Genomic DNA, 26191 nt, shown 5'->3' with positions numbered 1-26191 from the left:
GGCGGGCATGTGACCGGGAAGTGTCCGAACCGACGGCGGACCCGACCGCCGATTCACGCGCGGTCGCCGCCGAAACCCCACTCTCCGACGAAAGCACCGAGAAACAACCCGGGCGCATCCGGGTCTCGAACCACGACGGGAACCATCGACGAACACCTCGTCGACCACGGCATCGCGGAGATCGAGGCCCACATCGAGAGCTCCCACCCGGCCCGCGACGCGCCGCGCGGTGACGATCCGGGTGCCGGGCGTCGAGAACCTGCACCGAACCTGGTCACTCGTCGACTTCCTCGACCTGACTGATCGGGTCGCCGACGGGCTGGCCTGGAGCGCCGACGGACCGGTCCGGCCCGGCGGCACGCGCGTTCCTCGTGCATCTACGGCCTCGCTGACCCCGGTGGCATCATGGCAGTGTGGACCAGGTCCTGCAAATGTTCGGGCACTACTGGTGGCTGATCTTCGTCTTCGGCGGCAGCATCGGTGGCGTGTGGAGGGGTGCGCTCGCGGCCAACCAGCGGCGCATCGATCGGCGGGAAGAGCGCTACCGGCTCAAGCAGCAGACGAAAATTGCGGTGGCGCAAGCCAAGGCGCAGGGCCACGTCGACGCGCAGACGCAGCGACGTGAGATCGCCAAGGCCATCGGCGAGCACGAAAAAACGGATGCGCGATGGTTCGGCTACGAGATGGACCTGGTCACGCTGCTCGATTTTCCCATGATGACCGATATGCGTGAACCGCTGACGGTGGACTTTCACAAGGCCCGGCATCGCGCGGACCTGCTGCGGCCGACGGATCCCGAATCGATGGTGGGTGACCAGCCCGCGCTGAGCGAGTACCGAGAAGCAGTGCACACCTATGCGATCACGTTCGACGTCGCCGAGGCGGAGGCGAAACGACGCCGTCATGGCAACTTCACCCCTGACGAACAAGTGCGGCTGGTGCGCGCACAGCGGTTGCTGCGACTGGCCCTCGACGACGCTGCCACTGCGCAGGAGCGGCAGAACGCATACCTGAAGGCCCGCAAGGAACTGGACGGGCTGATTGTGCTCCCGTCATCCGCCCGTGCGCAGCTGGAGCAGCGAATCGCAGGCGAGATCGAAGCCTGAGCATTGTCGCGGGCTGTAGGGACCGTGCAGCTCAGCCCGTTCCGACGATGGCAGGCTTTCGGGATGTGCCGGTCATCGTTCCCCTTACGGACATCGACGAGGTGAGGTCGACGTCCATGACGAGAACCGCGCACGCTCCATGTTGTGCGTCTCCGAACCGGGGATGTGTTCGGACCGCAGGCTAACCAGACCTTCCGCGGGCTGCTCGTTCGACGTTGCGCTTGAGTACGGCCAACATTCGTGCCTGCATGATCCAGACAACCGGGGGGAAAAGCCAGTAGGAGACGAACCGTTCAATCCAGCGAGGTCGGAAGACTTGATAACCACCGATCACCAGACGTGTCCGCCCGCCAGGTAACTCCTTCAACAGGAAGCCCCAGAGTCCTTCCGTGTAGGCCGACGGCCGTGGCTGCTGGGGATCAAGTCTTCGGCCTCGTAGATCGCTCAACCCATGCAGCCCCAGGAATCGATTCGGTTCAAGCGCTGCAACCTTCCAAGCGTCCACAGGGCCGTGGCGGCGTGTCCAGTACTTCACGTGGTCACCGAGGGCGATGTCCTGCCACTCAGGGTGGACGCTGTGAGCGCTAGGGCGACCGGCGTTGTCGAGGCGGTCCCAGGAGTACCATCCCCCACGATCCCCACCCAGCTGTACGAGCCACGGCCAGACCTGATCCGGCGGCGCGTCGATCGTGACGGCCATCGTCGCGCCCCTCTCACCGTCGGGGACCAGGTCGGCACCGGGATACGGCCCAGCAACTTCCCCATCGGTCGCGCCCCAGCGCATGAGCCGAGGGCACACCAAGGCTCTGTATACGACGGCTGCCGTCCCGGCCACACCGGTGATCTTGCGTCCGAATGTCACACGACAAGCATCGGAGGTTCTGCACCGCCTCACAAGGGTGACGGTGCGGGAAGCGGAATTCTCGCGGCGGGCTTCCGAGACGACGTGCCGAGGGCGCGATCCGTCGGATCCGGGAACAAGCGAGCAACAGGCTTCCGCCGCCACATAGAGTTCAGCACGAGATTCACTACTACACAACCTATTACACATACCGATAAGCGTGACTACGACGTTTCCCCTGCTGGAGGAGGGTTCTCGCCCACCGGATCGCGTGCTCGGGCACACGGCCGGGGCCTCGCCGAGGAATCGATGGGCCGGGCGGGTGGCGGGGCGACTCCGTCCGGCCGGATCGTGTTCGCGTCGTGGACGCCGGCCCACGGATCAGCGTGCAGTTCCGGACATGCAACGTGCGGTAGGCAGCGGTCCCGTCGCGGTCACTGCGCCCACGCGCACCCTTCCTGTACCGCCTCCCGGTGGGTGGCATCAGCGGTCCGGCGATAGTTCGACCACGTCTTCGACGACGGGTTCTCCTGGGCCATCCCTTCCTTGAGGATCCCGTACTGGGCCTGCAGTCCGCCGCAACTGTCGGCCTGGCTCACCCCCGGCGCCGGCGGACCGACAATCTTCGGACTGGCGGCCGCGGTCGCGAAACCGGATGCGACACCGATCGACGTGGCCACGAGCAATCCGGCCGCCGCTGCGCGAAATCCATTGGTGCTCACGAAGTCCTCCTGGGGTGAAGGATGCCCGAGTGGATGAGGCATCCAGACGAGCATGCACCGCCTGGACCGGTGACAACACCGACCCCAGGGGTGAAAATCTCCCACCCCGGTCACTCGACACCCGGTCTCGGCCCCCGGCGCGCGTCGGTGACCGCCGCGGCGAGCCGGTCCAGCTGGGCGGCGGTGTTGTCCCCGTCGCTGCACTCGTCGGTGATGGGCTGCCGGTCGGTCAACTCGTCGGCCTTGCCGAGGGTCAGGTCCTGGCGCCGGCTTCGACGAAGTACTCGAGCATGATGCCGACGACGCCCTGCTCGCCGCCCGCGATCCGCGCGGCCAGGTCGGCCACGACGTCGACCTGACGTTCGTGGTTCTTCTGGCTCTTGCCGTGGCGGTCAGCAGGCCGAGCGCGATCGCCACGTGCGCGAGTTCTCCGATGCCGCGAATTTCGCTTGGTTCCCCGTTTCGAGACCGAGGCGGGTGAGAACTTCCTGCTGAGCCGGCGGGATCGCGGGTGGGAAGTCGTCGGTTACACCGTTGATGACAGCCCTTCAACCCGACCAGCGGCCGGGCCCGCCCCAGAGCTGTGGTGTCGAGGCTGCGCCCCTTCGAAATGATTCGCCAGATCGCCGGACACCTTGGTGACGCAGGAACCGACGACGAACTCGAGTCCCGCCTCGTCGAGGAGCGTGAGGTTCGACGACGACAGCATGCCGGCGTCGGCGGCGTACTCAAAACACTACTTTTGCGATGAGGTCGCGGTACTCACCGGACTGTGCACGTGTCAGATTACATTGAATCGTCTTGCAGTACAGTGCCTTCACGCCGAGATCGTCGAGTACACGCAGCGAGTCGACCTTCGAGGTCGGCTCCACGATCCGGGCGATCACCAGGTCATCGAACACGCCGACGTCGACGACGTCGAACCCGAGCCGGTCGTAGACGGATCCGATCACGTAGAGCAGACGCGCACTCGAGCGCACCGTACGACCGGACATGGCCGACCCGGCGCTCTTCCTCGTTGGCGCAGGTAGCAGACCGGACCTCCAGTCGGCCACATCCGTCACCTGCGAGGTCGGTTCGGAAACATCGAGATCCAACATGCCCTGATCGCCCTGGGGCGAGCCGGCGGGCCCGCTCGAGCAGAATGCTCCCCGAGCAGCCCGGCGTCGCCGTGCAGACGGACCTCGACTGGCGTCAGTTCGTTGTAGCTGCGGGACATGCTCTCGGGATCCACGTCGACCACGCCACGGGCGGTCGGGTACAACGGCGAACAGAAGGGCGTTGACCTGTGCATTGGCCTCGACCTGGTCGCGCACGCTCGCAACAGCGCCTCCGACGTGTTCTTCCTCGTCACCGGCGATGACGACCTCACCAAAGCCGTCGAGGAGGCTCGGGTGCCCGCCGATCGGCGTGTTCCGGGCTATTCGCATGCGACGCCGTCGCCGTCGCGATCGAGTTTTGTGCTGTATCCGGGCTGTCCGGCGTAGAGGGGTGCTGCGCCGGCCGCCCGGGCAGCGGCGCAGTTGGCGTAGTAGACCGATGCCGGAGCGGGAGCCGGGGCGGGCGCTGGTGCCGGTGCCGGTGCCGGGGCCGGTGCCGGGGCCGGGGCCGGGGCCGGTGCCGGGGCCGGGGCGGGGGCCGACGCCGGTGCGGGGGCTGGCGCGGGGGCCGGTGCGCCGCAGTTCTGGAGGACCCGTGCCATCGCGTCCTTCTCCGCCTGGGTCACCCACAGCCCGTACGCGGCCTTGACGTCGATCTGCCGGGCGACGTAGGTGCAGCGGTACGCGACGTTCGGAGGAAGCCAGGTCGCGGCGTCGCCGTCACCCTTCTTCTGGTTGATGGGTCCGTCGACGGCCTGCAGGTTCCGCGGGTCGTTCGCGAAGTTGCGGCGGGTCTGTTCGTCGACCTGCTGAGCACCCTTCTGCCAGGCGTCGGACAGGGCGACGACGTGGTCGATCTGGACGTCGTCCGAGGTGCCCTCGCCGCGGGTGAACGCGATCGTGGTGGCCGTGTAGGCGTCGTCGAGGGTGCCGGCCGTCACGGTGCACCCGTTCGATCCGGGCGCGAGGGTGATCTCCCGCAGGTCCCGCCGCAGAATGTCGTTGCGGGTGTCGCATCCGTTGTGCCCGCCGTCGACGGTGACGTCATCTGACCACGCCTGCCCGAACTGCTCCCGGTCGTAGCCGGTCTTCGGTGCCCGCCCCTTGACCGGCAGGGTCTCGAGCTTGTCCTGCGCCGCGGTCGCCGCATCCGGAGTGTCCGCGGCCGCCGCCGCGGCCGGGGTGGCGAGCGGTGTTTGCGTGGTCGACGGCTCCGGCGTGGTCGTCGGCGCGGCCGTGGTCGTCGCGGTTACTGCGGTGCCGGTAGCGAGTGCCGACGTAGGAGTCGACGGCTGATCGCCGTCGCCACAGGCAGAGAGGACGGCCGCGGCGACGAAGCCTGTCATGACAACCCTGAGGAGATTCACATCCGGCGCCCATTCGTTTCCCTGGATACTGGATCAGGCCTCGAGTTTCCGAGATCGTCAGCATGGCATCACGATTGGACAACTGTTGCTCGATCCCGAAGATTGTCGCGTTGTTGTTATCGCCCCGCGTCCGGTGTTGGCACACGATCTCGGAGCCGTTGTGTGGCGAGTTGGCTGGCACAGGCCTTCCGCACACCGCACTGAACGCCTTCGCAATCACCTTCGAAGTCCGCATCACACCGAGTGGATGCCCGGCCGGCCGACCCGCGAAGGCGCTGTCCGCGCCGTGCTCACGTGTCGTCGTTCAGCACCATCTGCGACGACAGCGGACGCCGCCGTCGGTCGCCGACCCGACGGGCGGTCACGGGGTCGCGAAAACCTCGGTTGCGACGCGAATCACGTTGTTCAGTGCGGGATTACGGTCGCCCCGCCGCCACATGAGCCGCACTTCCACCGGCCCCTGGTCGGGGTGGACGGACCGGAACACCACACCGCTGGCGCGAACGTTGTCGCGGACGCTCGACAGCGTCGGCGCGATGCCGACCCGGGCGCCGACCAGCAGCAGCAGGGTGGGCGAATCGGGAGCGATCTCCACGATGTTCGGGACGAAACCGCCGTTGACCGCCAGCAGGTTCAGCCGGTTCGGCAACGACGCTCCGGCCCCACCGCCGGGCAGGACCACCCACGGCTCCTTGGCGAGGTCACGCAGGTCCACGGCCTCGGAGCCGGCCAGCGGGTGCCCCTCGGGCATCGCGATCAGCAACTGTTCCCGGGCGATGACCACCGAGTCGACCTCGGCCGGAATGAAGTCGCGGCGGCCGATCAGCAGATCCAGACTGCCGTCGATGATCTTGTCCAGTCCCTGCTGCGAGAACAACCCGCTGTGGAGTTCGAGCGAGATACCGGGTCGCTCACTGCGGATCCGGCGCGCCACTTCACCGACCCAGCTGTTGACCGCGGCCTCGCCGAAGCCGAAGCGGACCCGTCCCGCTTCCCCCGCCTGCGACTTCTGCACGATCTCCTTCATGCGCTGGGACAGGCGCACCAGTTCCCGCGCAGGCTCGAGCAGCGCCTCACCCTGCGGTGTCAGCGTCACGGACCGGGTGTTCCGTTCGAACAGCGGCGCCCCCAGGTCCACCTCGATCCGGCGGATCAGGCGACTGAGCGGGGGCGAGGCCATGTGCAGGCGCTGGGCGGCGCGACCGAAGTTCAGTTCCTCGGCTACCGCGATGAATGCTTGCGCGGCACGTATTTCCATGTCCCTCCGAACCCGTCGCGGCGGCGATCCGCACTCCGGATCCTAATCGGTGTCACCGATCGGTCGTAGCGGGCTTGCGTCCCCAGAACATCTCGATGCCACGCCACTCCAGATTCTGCGGGGATTCGACCCGGTCACCGAACGCGTCCCGGATCTCCTCGCCGGACCAGTACGGGATGTCCGAAGGCCGGATCTGCTCGTACAGCTTGTCGAACCACTGCCGGAAGTGGACGTCGCCGTTGACCCGGGCATGGAAGGTCGGACCGGCCAGCACCGCCTCGGCGAGGACGATCCGGCGTCCCGGCTTCATGACGCGGAGCAGATCGCCGGCCGTCTCCTTCCAGTCGTCGGCGTGCTGGGTTGCCTGCAGCACCGCGACGCAGTCGTACGACTCGTCGGGCACGTCGTCGACGTAGTCCCAGCGCCAGCAGCCGGTCATCCCGTTCCGGCCGGGGGTCCGGCTGTGGACCGCTTTCCGGCCGTCCCGAATGATCTCGACGGTGTCGACGACGCCCGTCGGGCCCACCAGCGCCCGCATGTCCGCGTCCCAGCCGGCCGGTTCGATACCCTCGCCGATCAGCAGGACCCGGTCACCCGGCGTGAGTTCGAGGAGCCCGTAGGCGATCTCCGAGATCGGCCGGGCGAGTTCCTGCCAGATGTAGGGCAGGCCGCCGGCCAGGCGTACCGCGAGTTCCCACGTCCGGCGCAGTTCGGGGCTGCGGACGTCCGGTCCGAGCAACTCCACATCCCAGTCCTGGATGTAGTTCCACGGGTTGCCGCCGCCAAAGGTCGTTTCCATCAGAACAGTTCCCTTCAGATCCCGATGTCGAGCAGGGTGGTGTCGGTGTCGCGTCAGTGCATCAGCCGGCCACCGTCGACGACGAGCGTCTGGCCGGTGACGTACGCGGATTCGTCGGACAGCAGGAACAGCACCGAGTACGCGGTGTCCCAGGCCGTGCCGTGACGACCGATAGGGATCGAGATCTTGTTGCGATCCGGACGCTTTCGGCCGCCGCTGCGGCCCAGCGGGGTGTCGATGAGCCCCGGCGCGACGACGTTGCACCGGACGCCGCGGGAGGCGTTCTCCATCGCCGCGTGGTTGCAGAGCGCGTTCAGCGACGCCTTCGACGCGCTCATCGCCGGAACCGCACCCGACGCGCTGAACGCCGATGTCGAGGACACCAGGACCGCGGACCCGCCCGGGCCCATCAGCGGCAGCCCGTGCTTGACGCCGAGGAAGTGCGAGCGCGCGTTCACCGCGAACACGTGGTCCCACTGCTCGACCGACGTGTTCTCCAGGTGGTGGCCGGCGTCGATGCCGACGTTCATGACGAGGCCGTCGAGACCGCCCATCAGGTCGTGAGCCTCCTGGACCATGCGCGTGACGTCCGCCTCGACGGTGGCGTCCCCGCCGACGGCGTACGCCTGAACGCCCTCGGCGTGCACCCGGCGCGCGGTTTCCTCGGCGCTGCCCAGGTCCCGGTCGGCGACCACGACGGCGGCACCCTCGCGGCCGGCGAGGATGCTGATCGCCCGGCCGTTGCCGGGAAGGTCGTCGTCGCCGTGCGCGGCCTGACCGCCGCCGACAACGAGGATCCGCCGGCCGTGCAGCCGACCCCGGCCGGGCGCCTGACCGCGAACCTCGGCGGGCAGCGCGGTACCCGTCAGTTCAATCGTCATGTCTCTACCTCTCTCACGGATCCGTACCGGCGGGGTCCGGGCCGCCCGGTGGGCTCACCGGACCCCGCCGGCTCGATGTCGGTCAGTTCTCGGGCTCGAGCTCGCGGTCGCCGACCTTCACCGGGTTGGCGTCGAGCAGGATGAACGCCGTCTTGGTGATCCGGTCGGTGGGGTTGCGCCAGGTGTGGATGGTGCCGCGCTGCACGACGACGTCGCCGGCCTTGACGCGGGTGGTCACACCGTTGTCGAGTTCGAGCTCCAACTCGCCCTCGAGGACGATGCCGTAGTCGAGGGACAGGGTCCGGTGGTGCTTCGAGCTGGTGTGCGGGTACATCGTCACGAACTGCAGGACGCTGCCGCCGGGCGAGACGCGACGGACCTCGCGCAGTGCACCGTCGAAGTCGTCGTTGTTGTCGGACGGGAACACCGCGGTGGTCCAGCCGAGGACCATCTCGGCCTCGTCGCCGAGGACCTTGGTGGGCAGGGTCTCGTCGGAGGTGATGATCGCGTTGCCCTGGTCGTCGTGACCGGTGACGACGCGGCGAACGTTGAGGTGGGACATGGTGGTTTCTCCTTCGTGGCAGGTGGTTTCCGGCGTCGGACGGATCGCCGGGCAGGTTTCGGTGCGGTCGGTGCTCAGAGCCGGGCGGTGACCAGGTCGTCGGTTGCGCGGCCGGACACCCGAGGGGTGAGCGCGAAGCCGGGGTAGCCGCGGTCGGCGACGCGCTTGGTCTGGTCTGCGTACTCCTTCACGCCACCGAGGTAGGTCTGGAAGTACTTGGGACGCGGCTTCTCCGCGATGTTGGCGCCGGTCCACCACGACTCCGTCTTCAGGAGCAGGGTGTTCTCCGCCAACGCCTGGCAGTGGTCGCTCCAGGCGTCCTCACCTTCCCGGGTCACCTCGCACACCGCGATCTCGTTCTTCACCAGGTACCCGATCAGCCCGGTGATCCAGTCCACGTTCAGCTGGATGCCGAACAGGAAGTTCGCCATCACCGACGGGCTCTGCGGGCCCTGGACGACGAACATGTTGGGGAACTCGCTCGTGCCGACACCCAGCAGGGTCTTGACGTTGACGCCGTCGTCCCACTTGTCCCGCAGCGCGATTCCGTCACGGCCCCGGATGTCCATGCGGAACAGGGTGCCGGTGATGGCGTCGAATCCGGTCGCGAAGATGATCGCGTCGAACTCGTACTCCTTCTCCGAGGTCCTCAGACCACCGGTGGTGGCCTGGACGATCGGCTCCTCCCGGAGCGCGACGAGGTGCACGTTCTCCCGGTTGAAGGCCTCGTAGTAGCCGTCCACCTTGATGGGGCGCTTGGTGCCGAACAGGTAGTCGGGCATCAGCTTTCGGGCCGTCTCCGGATCCTGGACGATCTGCGAGATCTTGCCGCGGACGAAGTCGGCGGCCATCGCGTTGGCCTCCTCGTTCGTGGTCAGGTCCTTGTAGGTGGCGAGGGCGAAGGCCTGCGCGCCCCACTCCCACGCGGCCTCGAAGACCTTCTCGCGCTGCTCCGGGGTGTCCTCGAACGCCGAACGATCCGTGCTGGTTCCCGGGGCGCCGAAGCTCGAGTTCCGCATCTCCTCGACGAGCTGGTCGAGGTTGTCCTTGCGGTCCTGCATCTCCTCGACGGAGATCAGGCGCTGCTGGGCGGGAGTGACGTACTGCGGGGTGCGCTGGAACACCACGAGCTGGTCCACCTTGTCCGCAATGGCGCAGATCGCCTGCGCGCCGGAGGATCCCGTGCCGATGATCGCGACCCGCTTCCCGGTGAAGTCGACGGGCCGCTCCGGCCACTGCGCGGTGTGGTACACCTCGCCGGCGAACGAGTCGAGCTCGGCGATCCTCGGCAGGTTGGCCGTCGAGAGGGGGCCGGAGGCGGTGACGAAGTAGGTTGCGGTGACGGTGCTTCCGTCCGACAGGCTGATCCTCCACACGTTGTCGGCGTCGTCGTAGTGCGCGTGCTCGACGGCCGTCTCGAACTGGATGTCCTTGCGCAGGTCCAGCCGGTCCGCGACGTAGTTCGCGTAGTCGAGGATCTCCGGCTGCGGGGCGAACCGGCGGGACCAGGTCCAGCCCCGGTACAGCTCCGGCGAGAAGGTGAAGCTGTAGGAGATGGTCTCGGTGTCACACTGCAGGCCCGGGTAGCGGTTCCAGAACCAGGTGCCGCCGAGTCCGTTGCCGCGCTCGAAGACCCGCACGTTCAGCCCGAGTTCGCGAAGCTTGTGGAGTGTGTACAGCCCGGAGAACCCGGCCCCCACGATCACCGCGTCGAAATCTGCTTTCACGCCGTTTCCAATCGTTGCGTTCATGAGTTTCCTAAGAGTCGAGTGGCACAGGGCGGACGGTCGGATACACGGCCCGGGTGCGGCGCGCGAGTGCAGCGAGAGCGCCGGTTGTGCCCCGAACCGGTGGCATGAATTCACTGTGACTGGCGCCATAGAGAAACTGAAGTACCAAATGAGGTACCTATTGGTACCTCAGGGGTAACAGGCGCCCCGGGGGGTTGACCCGAATGCAGCGCGCTCACCGAAAGTGCTGCGCCACAACACTATTACCGAGAATGAACCCCGGACTACAGGTCCGCGAGGGGCGGGAAGACACCGGCGATGCCGACGGGCGGACGGTGCAGTACCCGCCGCACGTCACCACTGACCCGCCCGAGGTCGCCGTTCGCGATCGCGACGTAGGAGCTGACCCAGCCGTCGACCTCCCAGCGTTCGGCTCCGTAGCCGGCGCGGGAGGCGTACGCCTCGTCGAGGGTCTCCCGGTGGTAGCGGATCGGGCGGCCCAGCGCGGCGGTCAGTGCGTCCGCGACGTCGGTCATCGACAGCGCGGCGGGGCCGGTCAGATCCAGGGTCCGCCCGTCGTGGCGGTCGGACGCCAGCACCGCGGCCGCCACCTCGACCACGTCGGCGCGGGCGACCAGGGCGGCGCGGCCGTGCCCGGCGGGACCACGGATGACGTCGTCGTCGCCGATCAGTCCCGGCATCAGGTCCAGGTACAGGTTGTCGCGCAGGAAGGTGAACGCCAGACCGCTGTCGCGGATGGCCTGCTCGGTGTGCCAGTGGTCGCGCCCGAAGGTGAACGTGCAGTCGGGAGCCGCGCCGACGAAGGAGACGTACACGATGCGGCGCACCCCGGCGTCGACCGCGGCGGCGACGGCGGCGCGCTGCAGGTCGGCACGGTCGGCGGTCTCGGTCGCCGACACCATGAAGAAGGTGTCGGCGCCGCGCAGCGCGTCCATGAGCGCCGGGTCCCCGAAGGCGGCGCGCGCGACGGTGGCGCCGGGCAGGTTCGGGGCACGACCGGGACTGCGGGTGATCAGTGTGACGGGGAGGCCGGCCTCGGAAAGCAGGCCCGCAACTCCCCCACCCAGATGTCCGCTCGCGCCGGACACGGCGATCCGCTCGGCCATGGATTCACCCTAGACGCACGAGAGTGCAGTTGCCGTCGCATCGGCCGGATGGCCGCGACGGCAACTGCACTCTCGGGTGGAGCGGGAGGGACCTAGCCGGCGGACACCGAGCGGCCCGCGGACTTGAGGTCGTTGCACGCTTCGACGACGCGGGCGGTCATCCCGGCCTCGGCCTTCTTCAGGTAGCTGCGGGGGTCGTAGACCTTCTTGTTGCCGACCTCGCCGTCGACCTTCAGGACGCCGTCGTAGTTGGTGAAGAAGTGGCCGGCGAGCGGCCGCGAGAACGCGTACTGGGTGTCGGTGTCGACGTTCATCTTCACGACGCCGTAGCGCAGCGAGTCCTCGATCTCCGACTTCAGCGAGCCCGAGCCGCCGTGGAAGACGAAGTCGAACGGCTGGGAGCCGGCGGCCAGGCCGAGCTTGGCGGTCGCGGCCTCCTGGCCCTCCTTGAGGACCTCGGGCTTGAGGACGACGTTGCCCGGCTTGTAGACGCCGTGCACGTTGCCGAACGTCGCCGCCAGCAGGTACTTGCCGTTCTCGCCGACACCGAGCGCGTCGACGGTCTTCTCGAAGTCGTCACGCGAGGTGTAGAGCTTGTCGTTGATCTCGGCCTCGACGCCGTCCTCTTCGCCGCCGACGACGCCGATCTCGACCTCGAGGATGATGTTGGCGGCCTTCGACAGCTTCAGCAGCTCCTGCGCGATCTGCAGGTTCTCGTCGATCGGCACCGCCGAACCGTCCCACATGTGCGACTGGAACAGCGGGTTCAGGCCGTTGTTGACGCGTTCCTGCGAGATGGCCAGCAGCGGGCGGACGAAGCTGTCGAGCTTGTCCTTCGGGCAGTGGTCGGTGTGCAGCGCGATGGTGACGTCGTACTTGGCGGCGATCACGTGCGCGAACTCGGCGAGCGCGACGGCGCCGGTGACCATGTCCTTGACACCGAGACCGGACCCGAACTCGGCGCCACCGGTGGAGAACTGGATGATGCCGTCACTGCCCGCGTCCGCGAAGCCCTTGATGGCCGCGTTGATCGTCTCGGACGAGGTGCAGTTGATGGCGGGGAAGGCGAAGGAGTGCTCCTTGGCCCGTCCGAGCATCTCGGCATAGACCTCGGGAGTTGCGATGGGCACGGCAGCTGACCTCCATGTCGACGTGACGGATGCGTACGGCCGGTCGGGCCGGCTCCGCGTGTGTTGTCCAAGCAGTATGGCAACTGTCGCGCGCAACTGCTCGTGTGAGTCCGGGGACCGGGTACCACGGCAACCGGGCACGGATCTGGCGATATGCCCTGACCGTACTCTCAGGATGCGCCGGTAGTGTGATGCGCGTGATTGTGCAGGCAGCCGCTGACCTCGTGACCGACGGCCAGGACTCCGTGACGAACCTGGCACTGCTGCCGGGCTTCCTGGATCCGGTCAACCTGTTGAACTCGTTCGGCACCTGGGTGCTGGTCGGCCTGCTGGCGGTGGTGTTCATCGAGTCCGGCCTGCTGTTCCCGTTGCTGCCCGGCGACTCGCTGCTGTTCACCGCCGGCCTGATCGCGGCGTCGAAGTCCACCGAGGTCGCGCCGTTCGCGCCCCTGTGGGTGCTGCTGGTGACGATCCCGATCGCCGCGATCCTCGGCGACCAGGTCGGGTACTGGATCGGCGCGAAGGGCGGCGCCGCACTGTTCAAGTCGGACGACGCGAAGTTCCTGAAGAAGAGCTACATCGACGAGTCGCACGCGTTCTTCGAGAAGCACGGTCCGATCACCATCTTCCTGGCCCGCTTCGTGCCGATCGTGCGCACGTTCGCCCCGCTGGTGGCGGGCGCGTCGAAGATGAAGTACTCGGTGTTCCTCACCTACAATGTCATCGGCGGCATCGTCTGGGGTGCCGGCGTCACGCTGCTCGGCTTCCTGCTCGGCCAGGTCGGATTCATCCGCGACAACGTCGACCTGATCTTCGTGCTGATCGTGTTCGTGTCGGTCGTCCCGATCCTGATCGAGGTCGCCAAGCGCATGCGCCTGTCGCGCGGCTCCGCGGAGACCGCGGCGGCATCCGACGACCACACGCCTTAGCTCGATGACGCTCGCTGCCTCCGACCTTGGACCCTTCGAGACCGTCGGGCCGGTGGTGGTGTGGATCCTGGTACTGACCTTCGTCTTTCTCGAGTGCGCGTTCATCATCGGCCTCTTCCTGCCCGGTGACTCGATGCTCCTGACGGCGGGCATGGTCCTCGCCGGCCACTCCGCCGGAGTGATGCACGTGTGGACGCTGTCCGCGGGCGCGGCGGCGGCGGCGATCGCGGGCAATCAGGTCGGGTACGTGATCGGGCATCGCAGCGGCCATCACCTGGCGGCCCGGCGGGACGGCAGGTACTTCAACACCGCGAACCTGCACAAGGTCAACGCGCTGCTCGATCGGCACGGGTTCTGGTCGGTGCTGATCGCCCGCTGGATTCCGTGGGTCCGGACCCTGTGCCCGCTGGTCGCGGGTGCGGCCCGGATGAACCACCGCCGATACACGGTCGCCAGCAGTCTCGGCGCCCTCGCCTGGGCGCCGGTGCTGTTGCTGCTCGGCTTCTACGCGGGCGAGTTCCTCGAACGCGTCCCGTGGCTGATGCCCGCCGTCCTCGGTGTGATGGTGACGGCGCTCGTCGTCGGCACGATCCTGGGTGTACGCCAGTACCGGCAGGAGCTCGCGAAACCGACCGAGGACTACGAAGTCGAGTGACCGACCGACCCGGTCAGGGCAGGCGCGGTGCGGCGCGCATCCGGTCGAGGGACCCGGCCGCCACGTACGCGGCTTCCATCAGCATCCAGCCGCTCAGCTGCACCGAGAGGTCGCGCTCGGCGACGGCGGAGGACCGGACCGTGCCGCCGGAGAAGGTGGAGACCGAGCCGCCGAGGCCGGGCAGCCGGGCCGGGCGGGCCCAGTCACAGCCGAACAACGGCTGCGCCTCGACTTCGAGGCGGTTCTCCCATGCCGCCTCCGCGGAGTCGAGAACGATCTGCGCGGCCACCCGACGGGCCCGCTGGTCGCTGTCGTCGTCGCCGGGCAGCCGGGCGGCGACGAACGCGAGATAGCGGGCGAGGATGCCGTTGAACAGGCCGCCGTCCCCTCCTCCGCCGGTCACGATCACCCCGTCCTCGGTGAGGTGCTTGTCCACGGCATCGACGAGGGCGTGCACCCTCCGACGGTGCCGGGACTCGTCGAGCCGCAACGCCAGTTCGGTCTCGACGCCCAGGACGACGCCCTGGCAGTAGGTGTAGACGGCGCGGTCGAGGATCCCCGTGTGCACCGCCCTGCCCGACGGGAAGCGGATGCCGTCGAGAATCAGGCCGGTCCCGGGATCGCGCAGATTGTCGTCGACCCAGTCGGACATGGCCCGAGCCCTCCACAGGCGTCCGGTGCGGGTCAACAGGATCGCGGCGGGACCGTTGGCCGGCGCGTTGTAGAAGTCCGAGCGGGTGCGCCACGGGATGCCGCCACCGGACTCGGGTGCCCAGGCGTCGAACAGCTGCGATTCGAGGTCGCCGATCGCGCTCCGCAGATCCAGATTCTGCGACCGCTGAGCCCGTTCGAGTGCGATGCCGAGCCAGGCCATGTCGTCGTAGTAGTGGTTCGTCCAGCCCGTGATGTTCCGGATCCGATGTGCGCGAACAATTTTCGCAGTCCGACGACGGCGTCGCGGGGTCGGGTCGCGATCGGCGGCGTCGACGACGCACTCCAGGAGGTGCGCCTGCCACCAGTAGTGCCAGGCGAAGAAGCACCGTTCCCGCCGAACCGACGGCCAGCCAACGACTCCGAGACCGGTTCGGGGAAGCCCCCACAGCCGCTTCAGGTGGCGGGTGACGACCGCGTCCTCCGCGGCATCCGCGCGCGCCGACCACTGCTGCTGCATGACAATCGATCTTGCCTACTCCGGTGCCGATCCGCTACCACGACCGGCCGAGATCCGCGTGTTGGCGGATCCACGCGTGCATGGCGATGCCCGCGGCCACGCCCGCGTTGATGCTTCGGGTGGACCCGAACTGCGCGATCGAGACGGTCATCGCGGCGGATCTTTTGGCGTGCTCACTGACGCCGGGTCCCTCCTGCCCGAACAGCAGGATGCATTCGCGCGGCAGCGTCGCCGTCTCCAACGGCACGGACCCCGGCACGTTGTCGACGGCGACGACGGCGAGGTCTTCGACGGCGGCGAACTCGAACAGCTCCTCCGCGGTGGGGTGGTGCACGATGTGCTGATAGCGGTCGGTGACCATGGCGCCGCGGCGATTCCAGCGGCGACGACCGACGATGTGGACGGCGGACGCGGCGAACGCGTTGGCGGTGCGCACCACGGTGCCGATGTTCGCGTCGTGGCCGAAGTTCTCGATTGCCACGTGGAAAGGATGGCGCCGGGTGTCGATGTCGGCGACGATCGCTTCCCGCGACCAGTACCGGTACGCGTCGACGACGTTGCGGCGGTCTCCCGCCGCGAGCAACTGCGGGTCGTACCGCGGGTCCGTCGGGACGGGTTCGTCGTGTTCCTCGGTCCACGGCCCGACACCGTGCGGATGGTCACCCCACTCGGTGGGGCCGGGCTCGTCGTGCCTCGGACCGCTTGCGCTCATGACTCCATTGTCCCGTCCGAGAACCCCCGGTCGACGACCGGACCCGGCAAGCACGCGTCGGCGGGCACCGCGACGTCGCGGTGCCCGCCGACGGGACTTGCAACTAGCTGCCGCCGAGGACGTTCTCGACCGACCCACCGAACGAGACGATGCCACTGAGGAAGTCGCCGGCGCCGCTGAGGAGGTTGCCGAAGTCGCCGAGAGCGGTGAGCAAGCCGATGATCTGGTCGATGTCCATGGAAGGGTCCTCCCTGTAGAGCACGGCCCACCCGCGGTGCGCCGTGCGTGTCCTGGCCGCCGGATCCGGCGGCAACGGGAAGAACCCTAGAAGCGAGGGTAGGCTTACCTCAATAGCTAGGTTTATGAGGTGCCTCACACGAAGATTTCGGGCAAACCCGACAAATCGCCGCGCGTGGGGCTCAGAACACCTCGGACTCAGAACACCTCGTTCGAATTCTCGGAGATGCGGAATCCGTGGCCGGTGTCGTCCTTGGTGCACACGATGTCGTCCGGCTCGGACGCGCAGGTGTAGCCGAAAGACGCCACGGTCTGCCCCGCCGGAAGGGCCGCGTCCGTGCCGCCCGAGGTGTAGACAAGGCCGCCCGAGCAGAGGAATTCGCCCGGACCGGATCCGGTCACGCGGATGCCGCTGCCCCAGTCCAGCACGCAGGACTCCGGCCGCGGCGGAACGGGTGTCGTCGTGCCCTGACATCCCGCTTCGGTGCGCGTGGGGAGCTCGATGATGCCGCACTGGAAACCACCACTCGGCGAGGTGAAGTAGACGGCCTCGTTCAGACGCCACGTCGTCGGCGGCGGAGCGGTCGTCGTGGTCGGCGCCACGGTCGTGGTGACCGCGGTCGTGGTGGCAGGCGCGTCGGTCGTCGGGATCACCGAGGGCGCGGGCGCCTGCGTCGCGGTCGCCGCCGTCACCGCCTCGTCGGCGTCCGACGTTCCGCAGGCCGTCACTGTGAGCGCGGCGATCGCTCCGGCCACCACGGACACCACTCGTCCCGTACGCACCACCAGTCCCCTTCCCTCGACTCAGCGAACGACCATAGAGGCCCACGCCCCGGCACGCGAACCGACGCTCGGGTGTGGACGCCCCGGCGGTGGCGCGGCTATCCGTGCGCTATTCCGTCATGCCTTCCACGAGCAGAGCCTGGGCGGCGGCGTAGCTGGCGAGGACGACACCCTCGACGGCACGCCGACCGGTTCGCCCGCGGACGAACAGCCGCCGCACCACGATCAGTGCGTCCGAGCCGGTGAACAACAGCCCGCCGAGGGCCAGGCGACTGCGCGCGTCGCCGTTCGGGACGACGGTGCCCGCGACGACACGGGCCTCGGGAGCGAGCGCCGGGTCCGCGGACAGCGTCGACGTGGTGCCGAGGGCCGCGCCGTAGCCGGTCAGGGTGGGCGCGACGGTGCGGGCACGGGCCCGCAACAGTCCGGCAGCGCCGAGCCAGCCGAGCAGACGCGGCACCAGGGCGGGCGCGGTGGGCCGAGCGCCGCGGCGGGCGAGCACGGCCGAGTAGCCGAGTTGCATCACCGCGAACGCCCGGGCGCCGTTCGTCAGCCGCGTGTCGTCGTCGGGGTCGATCATGAGGACGTCCCCGACGGTCGCGGCCGCCAACGAGCCGAGCAGCAACGCGGTGTCGGCGGCATCGCGGTTGCTCCGGCGGCGCAGCACCCGCACGGCGAGCGCGGGCGCGATCAGCGGCTTCGCGACCATCTGGACCTTCTCGTTGTCGAGGACCGCACCGGCGACGGTGGCCGCCGTCGCGCCGAGGAACACCACGTGCTCGATCTTCATCCGAACTCTCCCCATCTCGTGTGGTGGCGAGAGTATCGGCCACGCCCGGCGCGCAGTGTCGTTCCGGCCGGTGGTCCCGCTGGTGACGCCGGTGCATATCCTCGACCCGACACCGACTGGAGGATCAGTGACGTTCATCAAGATGTGCGGCCTGCGGGACGAGGACACCGTGGACCTGGCGGTTCGCCTCGGTGTCGATGCGGTCGGTTTCGTGTTCGCCGCGAGCCCGCGCCGGGTGACGTCCGAGCAGGCAATGCGCCTGCGGGCACGGGTCCCGGACGGTGTCCTCGCGGTCGGCGTGTTCGTCGGCATGGGTCTCGACGAGATCGTCGCCGCGGCCCGGGAGTCCGGGATCGACCACGTGCAGGTGCACGACCTGCGGTCCCCCGCGGACGTTACGGCCCTGCACGAGGCCGGACTGACGGTGATCCGGGCCGTGAACACCGGCGGGGCCCTCGACCCGACCGACGACTTCGGCGCCGACCTGCTGCTGGTCGACGGGGCGGTCGCCGGTGCGGGCGTGACGTGGGACTGGCAGGACCGCAGCGCTCTCCCGTCCGGCCGGTGGATCCTCGCGGGAGGACTGACGCCGGAGAACGTCGCACGCGCGGTCGCGACCTCGGGGGCGTGGGGGGTGGACGTGTCGAGCGGCATCGAGTCCAGCCGCGGCGTCAAGGATCCCGATTTGATGGCGGCCTTCGCCGCGGCCGTGCGCGGCGACGCCTGACCGCTGCCGGTTTCGGGCGGACCGCCGGGTGACCAGCCGCCGTTGCATACATAGTTTACCTATGCAATAATTTTCGAGTGGCGACACCGGACGACTCGACAACACCGAACGACTCCGAGGCACGCCTCCGTCGGGTACTCGCGGAACTCGTCACCAACGCGTCCCGCCTGACCCGCCTCGCGTCGTCACTCGCCGCCGACAACCGGCCCCGGCCGTGGATGCGCGCCCTCTCCCTGCTCGAGGAGTACGGCGCGCTCCGCGTCAGCGAACTGGCGCGCCTCGACACCATCTCGCAGCCGACGGCGACCGCCGTGATCAAGCAGCTCGGCGAGGCCGGACTCGTGGAGCGGCAACGTGATCCGAACGACTCCCGGGCCGTCGTGGTCGTGATGACCGACGCCGGACGCGACTGGCTCGAGGAGTCCCGCGACCACGTCGGCGCCACCCTGTCCGGCCACCTGCCGGGCCTCGACGCCGACCGGGTGCGGCGCCTGTCCCGCAGCCTCGAGGATCTCCGTGAGGTCCTCAAGGAATCGAGCCGACCTCTCTAGCACACACTTTCATGCAAAGGAGGTGACCGTGACCGCCACCGCCACGGCCCCCACGACGGACAACGACAGCAGCATCCTGCACCAACCGAGAGCGGTGTGGGCGGTCGCATTCGCCAGCGTCATCGCCTTCATGGGCATCGGCCTGGTCGACCCGATCCTCAAGCCGATCGGCGAGGAACTCGACGCGACACCCTCCCAGGTGTCCCTGCTGTTCACGTCCTACATGCTCGTCACCGGCATCGCCATGCTGGCCACCGGAGCCGTATCCAGCCGCATCGGACCGAAGAAGACCCTGCTCGCCGGTCTGGCGATCATCGTGGTGTTCTCCGCCCTCGCGGGCACCTCCGACACCGTCGGCCAGATCATCGGGTTCCGCGCCGGCTGGGGACTGGGCAACGCGCTGTTCATCGCGACCGCACTGGCCACCATCGTCGGCGCCGCATCCGGTGGCGTCGCGAAGGCGATCATCCTCTACGAGGCGGCGCTCGGCATCGGCATCGCGACGGGCCCGCTGGTCGGTGGCGTCCTCGGCAACGTCAGCTGGCGCGGTCCGTTCTTCGGCGTCGCCGTGCTGATGGCCGTCGCGTTCATCCTCATCGTGGTGATGCTGCCCGCGACGCCCGCCCCGAAGTCCGCACGGACCTCGCTCGCGGCACCGTTCCTCGCGCTGCGCCACCGCGGCCTGCTCACCGTCGCGATCACATCTCTGCTCTACAACTACGGCTTCTTCACCCTGCTCGCGTACACCCCGTTCCCACTCGACATGGGCACGTACGCAATCGGTTTCATCTTCTTCGGCTGGGGCCTGGCGCTGGCGATCTCGTCGGTGTTCCTGGCGCCGCGACTGCAACGCCGGTTCGGCACCCTGCCGATGATGATGCTCGCGCTCGGCCTGTTCGCCGCGGACCTCGCGGTGATGGCACTGTTCACCGACGACAAGTCCGTGCTCGTCGTGTGCGTCGTCCTGGCCGGACTGTTCCTCGGCGTGAACAACACCCTGATCACCGAGACGGTGATGATCTCGGCGCCGGTCGAGCGGTCCACCGCCTCCGCGGCGTACAGCTTCGTGCGGTTCGTCGGCGGTGCCGCCGCACCGTGGGTGGCCGGCAAACTCGGTGAGCACAACGCGAACCTGCCGTTCTGGGTCGGCGCCGCCTGCACCGTGGCCGCGATCGGCGTGCTCGCCACCGGGCGCCGCGTCCTCGCCCACGTCGACGACCACGACCACGACCCCGCACCGCACAGCGTCGAGGAGGCCACCGCCGTCACCGTCGGCGACGCCGACTGACCGCCGACCCGCCCCGCGCGGGTCGAGGGGAGTCCGGGTCCGGACTTCTCCGGTCACCGAACTCGTGGTGTCCCGGGATCACGAACTCGCCTCAGGCGATGCGGCGAGCCGCCCTGCCGCCGTCGCCGAGTCGGAGGAAGGCGGGGAACTCGAGCCCGGACGCCCGGGCGGACGAGTGAACCTGTCCCGCAACCACGTCCACCTCGCCCTCCTCGACCAGGGCGATCGCGGAGCCGCCGAAACCGCCGCCGGTCATGCGCGCTCCGAGGGCCCCGGCGGCGAGGGCGGCGTCCACTGCACTGTCGAGTTCGGGGCACGAGACCTCGAAGTCGTCGCGCAGCGAGACATGGGACGCGGTGAGGACCGCCCCCACGTCGCGGATCCGCCCGGATTCGAGCAGCCGCAACGTTTCTCGTACGCGTCCGATCTCGCCGACGACGTGACGCGCCCGACGGGTCAGGACCGGGTCGCCCAGTCGGCGCAGGTCCCCGACCACCGCGTGCCGCAGCGACGGGACTCCGAGCCGCGCCGCTGCCTGCTCCACCGACCTGCGCCGCTGCGCGTACTGTCCGTCGACGAGGCGGTGCGGAGCCCGGGTGTCGATCACCAGCAACGTCAACCCGTGGGCGGCGAGGTCGAGCGGGACCGCCGCGACCGATCCGTCGGCCGAGTCGACCAGCAGTGCGTGACCGGCCTGGCCGCGCAACGCGATCGCCTGGTCCATGCCGCCGGTCGGGGCGAGCGCGACCTCGTTCTCCGCGGCCACGCAACACGATGCGAGCACCGCGCGTCCCGCGTCGTCCGCAGGCAGGCCGGACAGGTCCGCCACCGCGAGCGCGAGCGCGCATTCGAGTGCCGCCGAGCTCGACAAGCCCGCCCCGATCGGGACCGTGGACGCGACGGCCGCGTCGACACCGAATGCACTGTCCGGCAGACCCGTGCGGCGCAGCGCCCACACCACCCCGGCGAGGTAGGCCGCCCATCCCGCCGGTGCACCCGGTCCGACGTCCGCGACCGCGCCGTCCCACGGTTCCAGACCCGAACGCAGCCGCATCCTGCCGTCACCCCGGCCCCGGACCGCGACGGCGGTGCTGTGCGGCAACGCGATCGGCAGCGACAGCCCCTCCGCGTAGTCGACGTGCTCGCCGATCAGGTTGACCCGGCCGGGCGCCGCCCACACCCCGTCGGGCCGGACGCCGAACTCCGCGGCGAACAGCGTGGTGGCCGCCGCTGCCAGATCCGTGTCGGACCGCGGCACGATCCAGCCGGTCACGACGCCTCCCGGGCCGGCGCGACGGCACGGAACCGCTCGGCGATCGCCTCGGGCGTGCTGTCGGAGATCCACGCGCCCATCCCGGATTCGGATCCGGCGAGGTACTTCATCCGGTGCGGCGAACGCATCAGCGAGAACACCTGCAGGTGGAGGCGTCCCAGCTCGCGCCCGTCCCCGACCGGCGCCTGCTGCCATCCGGCGATGTACGGCAACACGTCGACGCTGTCGAAGAACCGGTCCAGCCGGGACAGGACGTCGCGGTACACGACGGCGAGCTCGTCGAGTTCGGCGTCGGTCAGTTCGGTCAGGTCCGCGACGTCGCGGTGCGGCGCGACGTGCAACTCGACCGGCCAGCGGGCGGCGACCGGGACGTAGGCGCTCCAGTGCCGGGCCTCGAGCACCATCCGGGTGCCGGCCCGACGCTCGGCGTCGAGGACGTCGCGCAGCAACACCCGTCCCGTGCGCGCGTGATACGCCCGCGACTGCCGCAGCAGCGCCGCGGTGCGCGCGGGCGGTTCCGGATAGGCGTAGATCTGCCCGTGCGGGTGCCGCAGCGTCACCCCGATCTCCTCGCCGCGGTTCTCGAAGCAGTACACCTGCGCGACACCGGGCACCGCGGACAGGGCGCGGGTCCGGTCGACGAGCGCGGCCAGTACCGTGCGGATCCGGGTCGTCGGCAGGTCCGAGAAGGACCGCTCGTGGTCGCTGGTGAAGCACACCACCTCGCAGCGGCCGACGGCCGCACGTTGCGGCCAGAGCGGCTCGCCGTCCACGAGTTCGGGCACCGGTGGGGCGGCGAGCGCGAACGACGGGAAGCGGTTCTCGAACACCGCGACGTCGTAGTCCCGGGCGGGGATCTCGGTGGCGGGCCGGCCCGGTCGCGTCGGGCACAGCGGGCAGTCGTCGGCGGCGGGCAGGAAGGTCCGGGCGTTGCGGTGCGACGCGAGGGTCACCCATTCCCCGGTGAGCACGTCGTAGCGCACGGTCGAGGTGGCGACGGTCGGTTCGAGCACCCGACGGTCGTGCAGCTCGCGTACGGCTCCCCCGCTCGCGTACGGCTCGGTGTCGTCGAAGTAGATCAGTTCACGACCGTCGGCGAGCGTCGTGGCCGTTCTGCGGATCCGCACCCGGCTCACGATAGGCGCCCGCGCCGCCGTCCGTGACCGTGGCAGCTCGGGCTACCACGGTCGCCGCCCAGGGCATGTCTCCCAATTCCTCAGGAGCGCCGACAAGGGAATGGGAGACGTGCCCTAGAGGCCGATGTCGGCCAGACCGAGCAGGGAACGGTACTCGACGCCCTCGGCGGCGATGACCTCATCGGCGCCGGTGGCACGGTCGACAACCGTCGCGACTCCGACGACGATCGCACCGGCCTCGCGCAGTGCCCGCACCGCGGTCAGCGGCGAGTTGCCGGTGGTGGTGGTGTCCTCGACGACGAGCACCCGCTTGCCGGTGACGTCGGGCCCCTCGATCTGCCGCTGCATACCGTGCGCCTTGGCCGCCTTGCGCACGACGAAGGCGTCGATCGGACGACCGGGTGCGTGCATGACCGCGAGGGCGACCGGGTCGGCGCCCATCGTCAATCCGCCGACGGCGTCGAAGTCCCAGTCCGCGACGAGTTCGCGCAGCAACGTCCCGATCAGCGGTCCGGCGCGGTGGTGCAGTGTGGCGCGGCGCAGGTCCACGTAGTAGTCGGCTTCCTTGCCCGACGACAGGGTGACCTTTCCGTGCACCACAGCCAGCTCGCGTACGAGCCCGGCGAGCTCAGCTTTCTCCGTCATCGACCGCTCCTCTTCACGCACAGTGTCGGCATCCGAGCCTAGGGCACGCAAGGGGCCGCGACGCGCCCGGTCCGCACGTCAGACCGCGGCACCCTCACCGAGCTCGGCGGCCGGCTCCGCGTGGGCCGCTTCGAACAGCGGGGCGGGCCGGGCCCCGAGGATCCGCGCGATCACGCCGGTCCCGACGCCCCGGAGGAGTGCGTTGCGCGCGCCAGCGTGGTCGTTGTAGACGCGGGCCGCGCCGGCGAGGCGTTGCTCGGTGGTCCGGAGGTCGAGGACCGGCCGCCCGACCGTCCAGTCGTTCTTGACGTTCGGGTCCTGGGTGGCGGCGGCGATCACACGGTGCAACGCGACGGACAGCGCGTTCTCCGACCCGGCCTGGTCGCCGAGCGTCAGGCCCTGGTCGCGGACGCCGAGCGCGAGTGAGCGGGCTCCGGCGAGGGGCGCGACGATGTCGGAATCCATCCCGGCTGCGCGGGTCGCGGCGACCAGGGCGTCCGTCTGGTCGTAGCGTCGGGTCAGTTCGACGTCGAGGAGACGCCGACTCGCGGTGAGGTTGGCTTCGGAGCGGCGCACTCGACGCAGGACGGTCAGCACCCACACAGCCAGCACGACCACGATAACAGCGGCCACTACCGCCACAACAGTCACATGCGTGGAATCTACTCAGAACGGACGTGCCCCGCCACAGCAGGTTCTCCGCGGGTGAGCAGCTCCGATCAGTCCTCGCCGCGCAGGTCGAGCGGGTGCGGCAACGGTCGTCCCGGGTCGTGGGCGGCGTCGACGGGGATGCCGTCCGGCTCGGACACCGGCGGCAGCACGTGCAGGATCCCGGACAGCCGGGCGACGGCGTCGATGGCCGCGTCCCAGTCCCGTCCGCTGCTGGTGACCGGCAGCGAACCCAGCGTCCAGTCGCCCTCGCTCCACAGCATCTGGACCTGTGGCGGCACGGTCTCGGTGAAGTGGACCATCCGCTGGTCGCAGACCCGTCGGGCGATCTCGAGGTCGGTGGTGAACACAACCCGGGGACCGATGGCGCCGAGCAGGTTCAGGTCGGCGTCCTTCGGCGGCGGCGTCGACTTGAGCCGCAGGTCGATGTCGACGTCGGAGCCGACCGCCCGCTGCACCGCGACGATCGTCGCGGCCTCGGGCAGATCGAAGAGCACGAAGTTCTCACCACGACGCGTGCCGTGCACGACGTCGACGGCACCGAGGTACTCCTGGCGGGCGAGGGCCGCGCGATGCCAGTTCGACGGCAGATGGTCGTCGGACGCGTTGTAGGTGTAGCCCTGCGCCTTCGCCCAGATCTCCCGGACTCGACCGAACTGCTCGCGGCGGCTGCGATCGACGTACAACAACACGATCGCGCCTGCGAGCGCGATCAGCGAGAGTCCGAACCAGATGAGCGTCATCATCAGCCACAATATCGACCGCGGGGGCGCGGCGTGGCATGCGCCTCCGTGTCGGCCCGGTCAGTTTCCACCGAAATCTCCGAAATCCCCGAAGTCCGGGAGGGCGGTGCTGATGACGACGCGGGCGACGACCGTGCCGTCGGCGCCGCGGTCGCCCTGCACCAGGACGGTTTCCCCGACCTTCAGATCCGCGACCGTGGCCGCGCCGAGGCCGATCACCTTGGTCGACGCGTCGGTGGCGACCGTGACCTGGGAGCCGCCGATTCCGTCGAGGATCAGGGTCGTCCCGTCGTTGGACTTCACGCTGCCCATCGCCGCACCGGCCGCGCCGATCGCCTCGCCCACCCCGCCGGGGATCTGCGAGAAGTCCGGCGGCACGAGCTCGGGTTCCGAGGTGGGCGGTGCGCTCGGGCGGGGAGTGGTCGCCGGCGGCTGCACCCGACTGGTGGACGGCGCCGTCGCGGTCGTCGCGTCGTCGTCACCACCGGACCCGAGGAGCAGCGCACCGACACCGACGACGGCGACGAGCAGCAGCGCGGCGACCGTGACCGCCGCGACGAGCACCCCCTTGCCCGGCCCCTTCTTCCCGCCGTCGCCCGTCGGGTACGTCTGCGTCGGATTCGACGCAGACCAGTGCTGGCCCTGACCCGGGTAGGTCCCGTACGCCTGCGTCGCGTTCGGCGGCGGAGCGTAGGCCGCGTACGCCTGGGTGGGATTGCTCGGCTCCCCGGCGGCGTGACCCTGACCCGGCTCGTATCCCTGATACGTCGGGTAGGCCTGCGTCGGCTGGGCGCCGTAACCGGGCTGCGCGGGGTAACCGGGCTGCGCGGGGTAACCGGGCTGCGCGGGGTAACCCTGGGTCGGGTACGCCTGCGTGGGCATGTCCGACTGCCCCGGGTCGTAGCCCTGCCCGGGGTCGTAGCCGGGATACGTCGGGTACGCCTGCGTCGGCTGTTCGTTTCCGCCGCCGTACGCCTGCCGTGGGTCCGCGGTGTAGCCGGGGCCGCCGAACTGCTCGGTCGGCTGATCCGGCGTCGTCGACGCCCGGTCCCGTGACCACTCGGAGGTGGGATCGGAGTCGACGGGCAGCGCCTCGGTGCCGTCGGGTGTGCGGTGATCGTCCGGGTTGCTCATGGTTTCGGGCCTGTTCTTTCCGCGGCGGTCGTGGTCTTCGGCGACCACGTGCTGTGCACGTCGGTCTGATCGGCGGTTGCCCGACCGACCTTCCAGGGTAGGTCCCGATTCTGAAAGCAGTCTGT

At 69.2% G+C, this 26191-nt stretch carries 27 protein-coding genes and 2 pseudogenes; 7 read left to right on the top strand and 22 right to left on the bottom strand.

Translation table 11 applies throughout. The features are described 5' to 3' along the window. Positions 1-431: 431 nt before the first annotated feature. Positions 432-1106: a hypothetical protein gene (locus tag ACFYVR_RS07625; RefSeq protein ID WP_387472002.1), complete on the top strand. Its 675-nt coding sequence runs from the start codon at positions 432-434 to the stop codon at positions 1104-1106. 1275 nt (positions 1107-2381) lie between these two features. Here ACFYVR_RS07625 and ACFYVR_RS07620 read toward each other — a convergent pair. The 3 genes and pseudogenes from ACFYVR_RS07620 to ACFYVR_RS07610 form a co-directional block, all read right to left on the bottom strand. Continuing rightward, positions 2382-2669, bottom strand: a complete 288-nt coding sequence (locus ACFYVR_RS07620; protein ID WP_387471320.1) for a hypothetical protein — start codon at positions 2667-2669, stop codon at positions 2382-2384. Between the two features lie 110 nt (positions 2670-2779). After that, positions 2780-3057, bottom strand: a pseudogene (locus tag ACFYVR_RS07615) (3-deoxy-7-phosphoheptulonate synthase); the annotation flags it as partial. A gap of 340 nt (positions 3058-3397) precedes the next feature. Continuing rightward, positions 3398-3769, bottom strand: a complete 372-nt coding sequence (locus tag ACFYVR_RS07610) for a hypothetical protein (protein WP_387471318.1) — start codon at positions 3767-3769, stop codon at positions 3398-3400. Between the two features lie 156 nt (positions 3770-3925). On the opposite strand from ACFYVR_RS07610, the pseudogene ACFYVR_RS07605 reads away from it, so the two are divergent. Continuing rightward, positions 3926-4066 (top strand): annotated as a pseudogene (locus ACFYVR_RS07605) (NYN domain-containing protein); the annotation flags it as partial. 23 nt (positions 4067-4089) lie between these two features. Here the strand turns inward: ACFYVR_RS07605 and ACFYVR_RS07600 are convergent. From ACFYVR_RS07600 to fbaA, 8 genes are all read right to left on the bottom strand, one after another. Continuing rightward, positions 4090-5115 carry a DUF1524 domain-containing protein gene (locus ACFYVR_RS07600; RefSeq protein WP_387471316.1) on the bottom strand — a complete coding sequence of 342 codons (1026 nt, stop codon included), beginning with the start codon at positions 5113-5115 and terminating at the stop codon, positions 4090-4092. A gap of 382 nt (positions 5116-5497) precedes the next feature. Next, a complete protein-coding gene (locus tag ACFYVR_RS07595) occupies positions 5498-6394 on the bottom strand; it encodes a LysR family transcriptional regulator (protein WP_387471314.1) in 897 nt (298 codons plus the stop codon). 52 nt (positions 6395-6446) lie between these two features. Then, positions 6447-7193, bottom strand: a complete 747-nt coding sequence (locus tag ACFYVR_RS07590; protein WP_387471312.1) for a hypothetical protein — start codon at positions 7191-7193, stop codon at positions 6447-6449. Positions 7194-7246: 53 nt separating this feature from the next. Then, positions 7247-8074: an SDR family NAD(P)-dependent oxidoreductase gene (locus tag ACFYVR_RS07585; RefSeq protein WP_387471310.1), complete on the bottom strand. Its 828-nt coding sequence runs from the start codon at positions 8072-8074 to the stop codon at positions 7247-7249. An 82-nt stretch (positions 8075-8156) separates the two neighbouring features. After that, positions 8157-8636, bottom strand: a complete 480-nt coding sequence (locus tag ACFYVR_RS07580) for a cupin domain-containing protein (RefSeq protein WP_387471308.1) — start codon at positions 8634-8636, stop codon at positions 8157-8159. A 74-nt stretch (positions 8637-8710) separates the two neighbouring features. Continuing rightward, entirely contained in the window at positions 8711-10387 is a 1677-nt protein-coding gene (locus ACFYVR_RS07575; RefSeq protein ID WP_387471306.1) for a flavin-containing monooxygenase, read from the bottom strand. Positions 10388-10650: 263 nt separating this feature from the next. Beyond that, positions 10651-11493, bottom strand: coding sequence for an NAD(P)H-binding protein (locus tag ACFYVR_RS07570; protein WP_387471304.1), 843 nt, complete (start codon positions 11491-11493; stop codon positions 10651-10653). A 92-nt stretch (positions 11494-11585) separates the two neighbouring features. Then, complete coding sequence (fbaA, locus tag ACFYVR_RS07565) at positions 11586-12623, bottom strand: class II fructose-bisphosphate aldolase (RefSeq protein ID WP_387471302.1); 1038 nt, start codon at positions 12621-12623, stop codon at positions 11586-11588. 191 nt (positions 12624-12814) lie between these two features. On the opposite strand from fbaA, the gene ACFYVR_RS07560 reads away from it, so the two are divergent. Further along, a complete protein-coding gene (locus ACFYVR_RS07560; protein ID WP_387471300.1) occupies positions 12815-13552 on the top strand; it encodes a VTT domain-containing protein in 738 nt (245 codons plus the stop codon). A gap of 4 nt (positions 13553-13556) precedes the next feature. Continuing rightward, a complete protein-coding gene (locus ACFYVR_RS07555; RefSeq protein WP_387471298.1) occupies positions 13557-14207 on the top strand; it encodes a DedA family protein in 651 nt (216 codons plus the stop codon). A gap of 13 nt (positions 14208-14220) precedes the next feature. Here the strand turns inward: ACFYVR_RS07555 and ACFYVR_RS07550 are convergent, their stop codons facing one another. The 5 genes from ACFYVR_RS07550 to ACFYVR_RS07530 form a co-directional block, all read right to left on the bottom strand. Then, complete coding sequence (locus ACFYVR_RS07550; protein WP_387471296.1) at positions 14221-15378, bottom strand: glycoside hydrolase family 76 protein; 1158 nt, start codon at positions 15376-15378, stop codon at positions 14221-14223. A 34-nt stretch (positions 15379-15412) separates the two neighbouring features. Further along, positions 15413-16090: a TrmH family RNA methyltransferase gene (locus tag ACFYVR_RS07545; protein WP_387471294.1), complete on the bottom strand. Its 678-nt coding sequence runs from the start codon at positions 16088-16090 to the stop codon at positions 15413-15415. Between the two features lie 103 nt (positions 16091-16193). After that, complete coding sequence (locus ACFYVR_RS07540) at positions 16194-16328, bottom strand: hypothetical protein (RefSeq protein WP_387471292.1); 135 nt, start codon at positions 16326-16328, stop codon at positions 16194-16196. Between the two features lie 197 nt (positions 16329-16525). Then, a complete protein-coding gene (locus ACFYVR_RS07535; protein WP_387471290.1) occupies positions 16526-17113 on the bottom strand; it encodes a hypothetical protein in 588 nt (195 codons plus the stop codon). Positions 17114-17219: 106 nt separating this feature from the next. Further along, positions 17220-17900 (bottom strand): lysoplasmalogenase family protein, encoded by a 681-nt coding sequence (locus tag ACFYVR_RS07530; RefSeq protein ID WP_387471288.1) that lies wholly within the window; start codon positions 17898-17900, stop codon positions 17220-17222. Between the two features lie 127 nt (positions 17901-18027). Between ACFYVR_RS07530 and ACFYVR_RS07525 the strand changes: the two genes are divergently transcribed. The 3 genes from ACFYVR_RS07525 to ACFYVR_RS07515 all read left to right on the top strand — a co-directional run bounded on the left by ACFYVR_RS07525 (position 18028) and on the right by ACFYVR_RS07515 (position 20466). Beyond that, the gene (locus ACFYVR_RS07525) at positions 18028-18627 is read left to right on the top strand and encodes a phosphoribosylanthranilate isomerase (protein ID WP_387471286.1); all 600 of its coding nucleotides are present in this window, start codon (positions 18028-18030) and stop codon (positions 18625-18627) included. A 77-nt stretch (positions 18628-18704) separates the two neighbouring features. Continuing rightward, the gene (locus ACFYVR_RS07520; protein ID WP_387471284.1) at positions 18705-19178 is read left to right on the top strand and encodes a MarR family winged helix-turn-helix transcriptional regulator; all 474 of its coding nucleotides are present in this window, start codon (positions 18705-18707) and stop codon (positions 19176-19178) included. 22 nt (positions 19179-19200) lie between these two features. After that, a complete protein-coding gene (locus tag ACFYVR_RS07515) occupies positions 19201-20466 on the top strand; it encodes an MFS transporter (protein ID WP_387471282.1) in 1266 nt (421 codons plus the stop codon). 91 nt (positions 20467-20557) lie between these two features. Here ACFYVR_RS07515 and galK read toward each other — a convergent pair whose 3' ends face one another. The 6 genes from galK to ACFYVR_RS07485 form a co-directional block, all read right to left on the bottom strand. Continuing rightward, positions 20558-21739 (bottom strand): galactokinase, encoded by a 1182-nt coding sequence (gene galK, locus ACFYVR_RS07510; RefSeq protein WP_387471280.1) that lies wholly within the window; start codon positions 21737-21739, stop codon positions 20558-20560. Further along, a complete protein-coding gene (gene galT, locus ACFYVR_RS07505; protein ID WP_387472001.1) occupies positions 21736-22860 on the bottom strand; it encodes a galactose-1-phosphate uridylyltransferase in 1125 nt (374 codons plus the stop codon). Before galT ends, galK begins: the two co-directional genes overlap by 4 nt. Positions 22861-22989: 129 nt before the next feature. Then, complete coding sequence (gene pyrE / locus ACFYVR_RS07500; RefSeq protein ID WP_387471278.1) at positions 22990-23520, bottom strand: orotate phosphoribosyltransferase; 531 nt, start codon at positions 23518-23520, stop codon at positions 22990-22992. A gap of 78 nt (positions 23521-23598) precedes the next feature. Continuing rightward, the gene (locus ACFYVR_RS07495) at positions 23599-24153 is read right to left on the bottom strand and encodes a LemA family protein (RefSeq protein ID WP_387471276.1); all 555 of its coding nucleotides are present in this window, start codon (positions 24151-24153) and stop codon (positions 23599-23601) included. 86 nt (positions 24154-24239) lie between these two features. Next, positions 24240-24932, bottom strand: coding sequence for a hypothetical protein (locus tag ACFYVR_RS07490; RefSeq protein ID WP_387471274.1), 693 nt, complete (start codon positions 24930-24932; stop codon positions 24240-24242). A gap of 60 nt (positions 24933-24992) precedes the next feature. Beyond that, complete coding sequence (locus ACFYVR_RS07485) at positions 24993-26066, bottom strand: DUF5666 domain-containing protein (RefSeq protein WP_387471272.1); 1074 nt, start codon at positions 26064-26066, stop codon at positions 24993-24995. Positions 26067-26191: the final 125 nt, after the last annotated feature.

The organism is Rhodococcus sp. NPDC003318 (assembly GCF_042879035.1).
GTDB lineage: Bacteria > Actinomycetota > Actinomycetes > Mycobacteriales > Mycobacteriaceae > Rhodococcus_G.
Note: the sequence above shows the minus strand (reverse complement) of the source record. Positions and strands in the feature narration are given on the sequence as shown.

What these genes read in the sequence shown, in the direction of transcription:
- ACFYVR_RS07560 (WP_387471300.1), top strand. Translation starts at nt 12,815, where the DNA reads ATGCGCGTGATTGTGCAGGCAGCCGCTGACCTCGTGACCGACGGCCAG.
- ACFYVR_RS07550 (WP_387471296.1), bottom strand. Translation starts at nt 15,378, where the DNA reads ATGCAGCAGCAGTGGTCGGCGCGCGCGGATGCCGCGGAGGACGCGGTC.
- ACFYVR_RS07625 (WP_387472002.1), top strand. Translation starts at nt 432, where the DNA reads ATGTTCGGGCACTACTGGTGGCTGATCTTCGTCTTCGGCGGCAGCATC.
- pyrE (WP_387471278.1), bottom strand. Translation starts at nt 23,520, where the DNA reads ATGACGGAGAAAGCTGAGCTCGCCGGGCTCGTACGCGAGCTGGCTGTG.
- ACFYVR_RS07485 (WP_387471272.1), bottom strand. Translation starts at nt 26,066, where the DNA reads ATGAGCAACCCGGACGATCACCGCACACCCGACGGCACCGAGGCGCTG.
- ACFYVR_RS07545 (WP_387471294.1), bottom strand. Translation starts at nt 16,090, where the DNA reads ATGAGCGCAAGCGGTCCGAGGCACGACGAGCCCGGCCCCACCGAGTGG.
- ACFYVR_RS07580 (WP_387471308.1), bottom strand. Translation starts at nt 8,636, where the DNA reads ATGTCCCACCTCAACGTTCGCCGCGTCGTCACCGGTCACGACGACCAG.
- ACFYVR_RS07595 (WP_387471314.1), bottom strand. Translation starts at nt 6,394, where the DNA reads ATGGAAATACGTGCCGCGCAAGCATTCATCGCGGTAGCCGAGGAACTG.
- ACFYVR_RS07490 (WP_387471274.1), bottom strand. Translation starts at nt 24,932, where the DNA reads ATGACGCTCATCTGGTTCGGACTCTCGCTGATCGCGCTCGCAGGCGCG.
- ACFYVR_RS07540 (WP_387471292.1), bottom strand. Translation starts at nt 16,328, where the DNA reads ATGGACATCGACCAGATCATCGGCTTGCTCACCGCTCTCGGCGACTTC.
- ACFYVR_RS07585 (WP_387471310.1), bottom strand. Translation starts at nt 8,074, where the DNA reads ATGACGATTGAACTGACGGGTACCGCGCTGCCCGCCGAGGTTCGCGGT.
- ACFYVR_RS07600 (WP_387471316.1), bottom strand. Translation starts at nt 5,115, where the DNA reads ATGACAGGCTTCGTCGCCGCGGCCGTCCTCTCTGCCTGTGGCGACGGC.
- ACFYVR_RS07610 (WP_387471318.1), bottom strand. Translation starts at nt 3,769, where the DNA reads ATGTTGGATCTCGATGTTTCCGAACCGACCTCGCAGGTGACGGATGTG.
- ACFYVR_RS07570 (WP_387471304.1), bottom strand. Translation starts at nt 11,493, where the DNA reads ATGGCCGAGCGGATCGCCGTGTCCGGCGCGAGCGGACATCTGGGTGGG.
- ACFYVR_RS07530 (WP_387471288.1), bottom strand. Translation starts at nt 17,900, where the DNA reads ATGAAGATCGAGCACGTGGTGTTCCTCGGCGCGACGGCGGCCACCGTC.
- ACFYVR_RS07575 (WP_387471306.1), bottom strand. Translation starts at nt 10,387, where the DNA reads ATGAACGCAACGATTGGAAACGGCGTGAAAGCAGATTTCGACGCGGTG.
- ACFYVR_RS07555 (WP_387471298.1), top strand. Translation starts at nt 13,557, where the DNA reads ATGACGCTCGCTGCCTCCGACCTTGGACCCTTCGAGACCGTCGGGCCG.
- ACFYVR_RS07590 (WP_387471312.1), bottom strand. Translation starts at nt 7,193, where the DNA reads ATGGAAACGACCTTTGGCGGCGGCAACCCGTGGAACTACATCCAGGAC.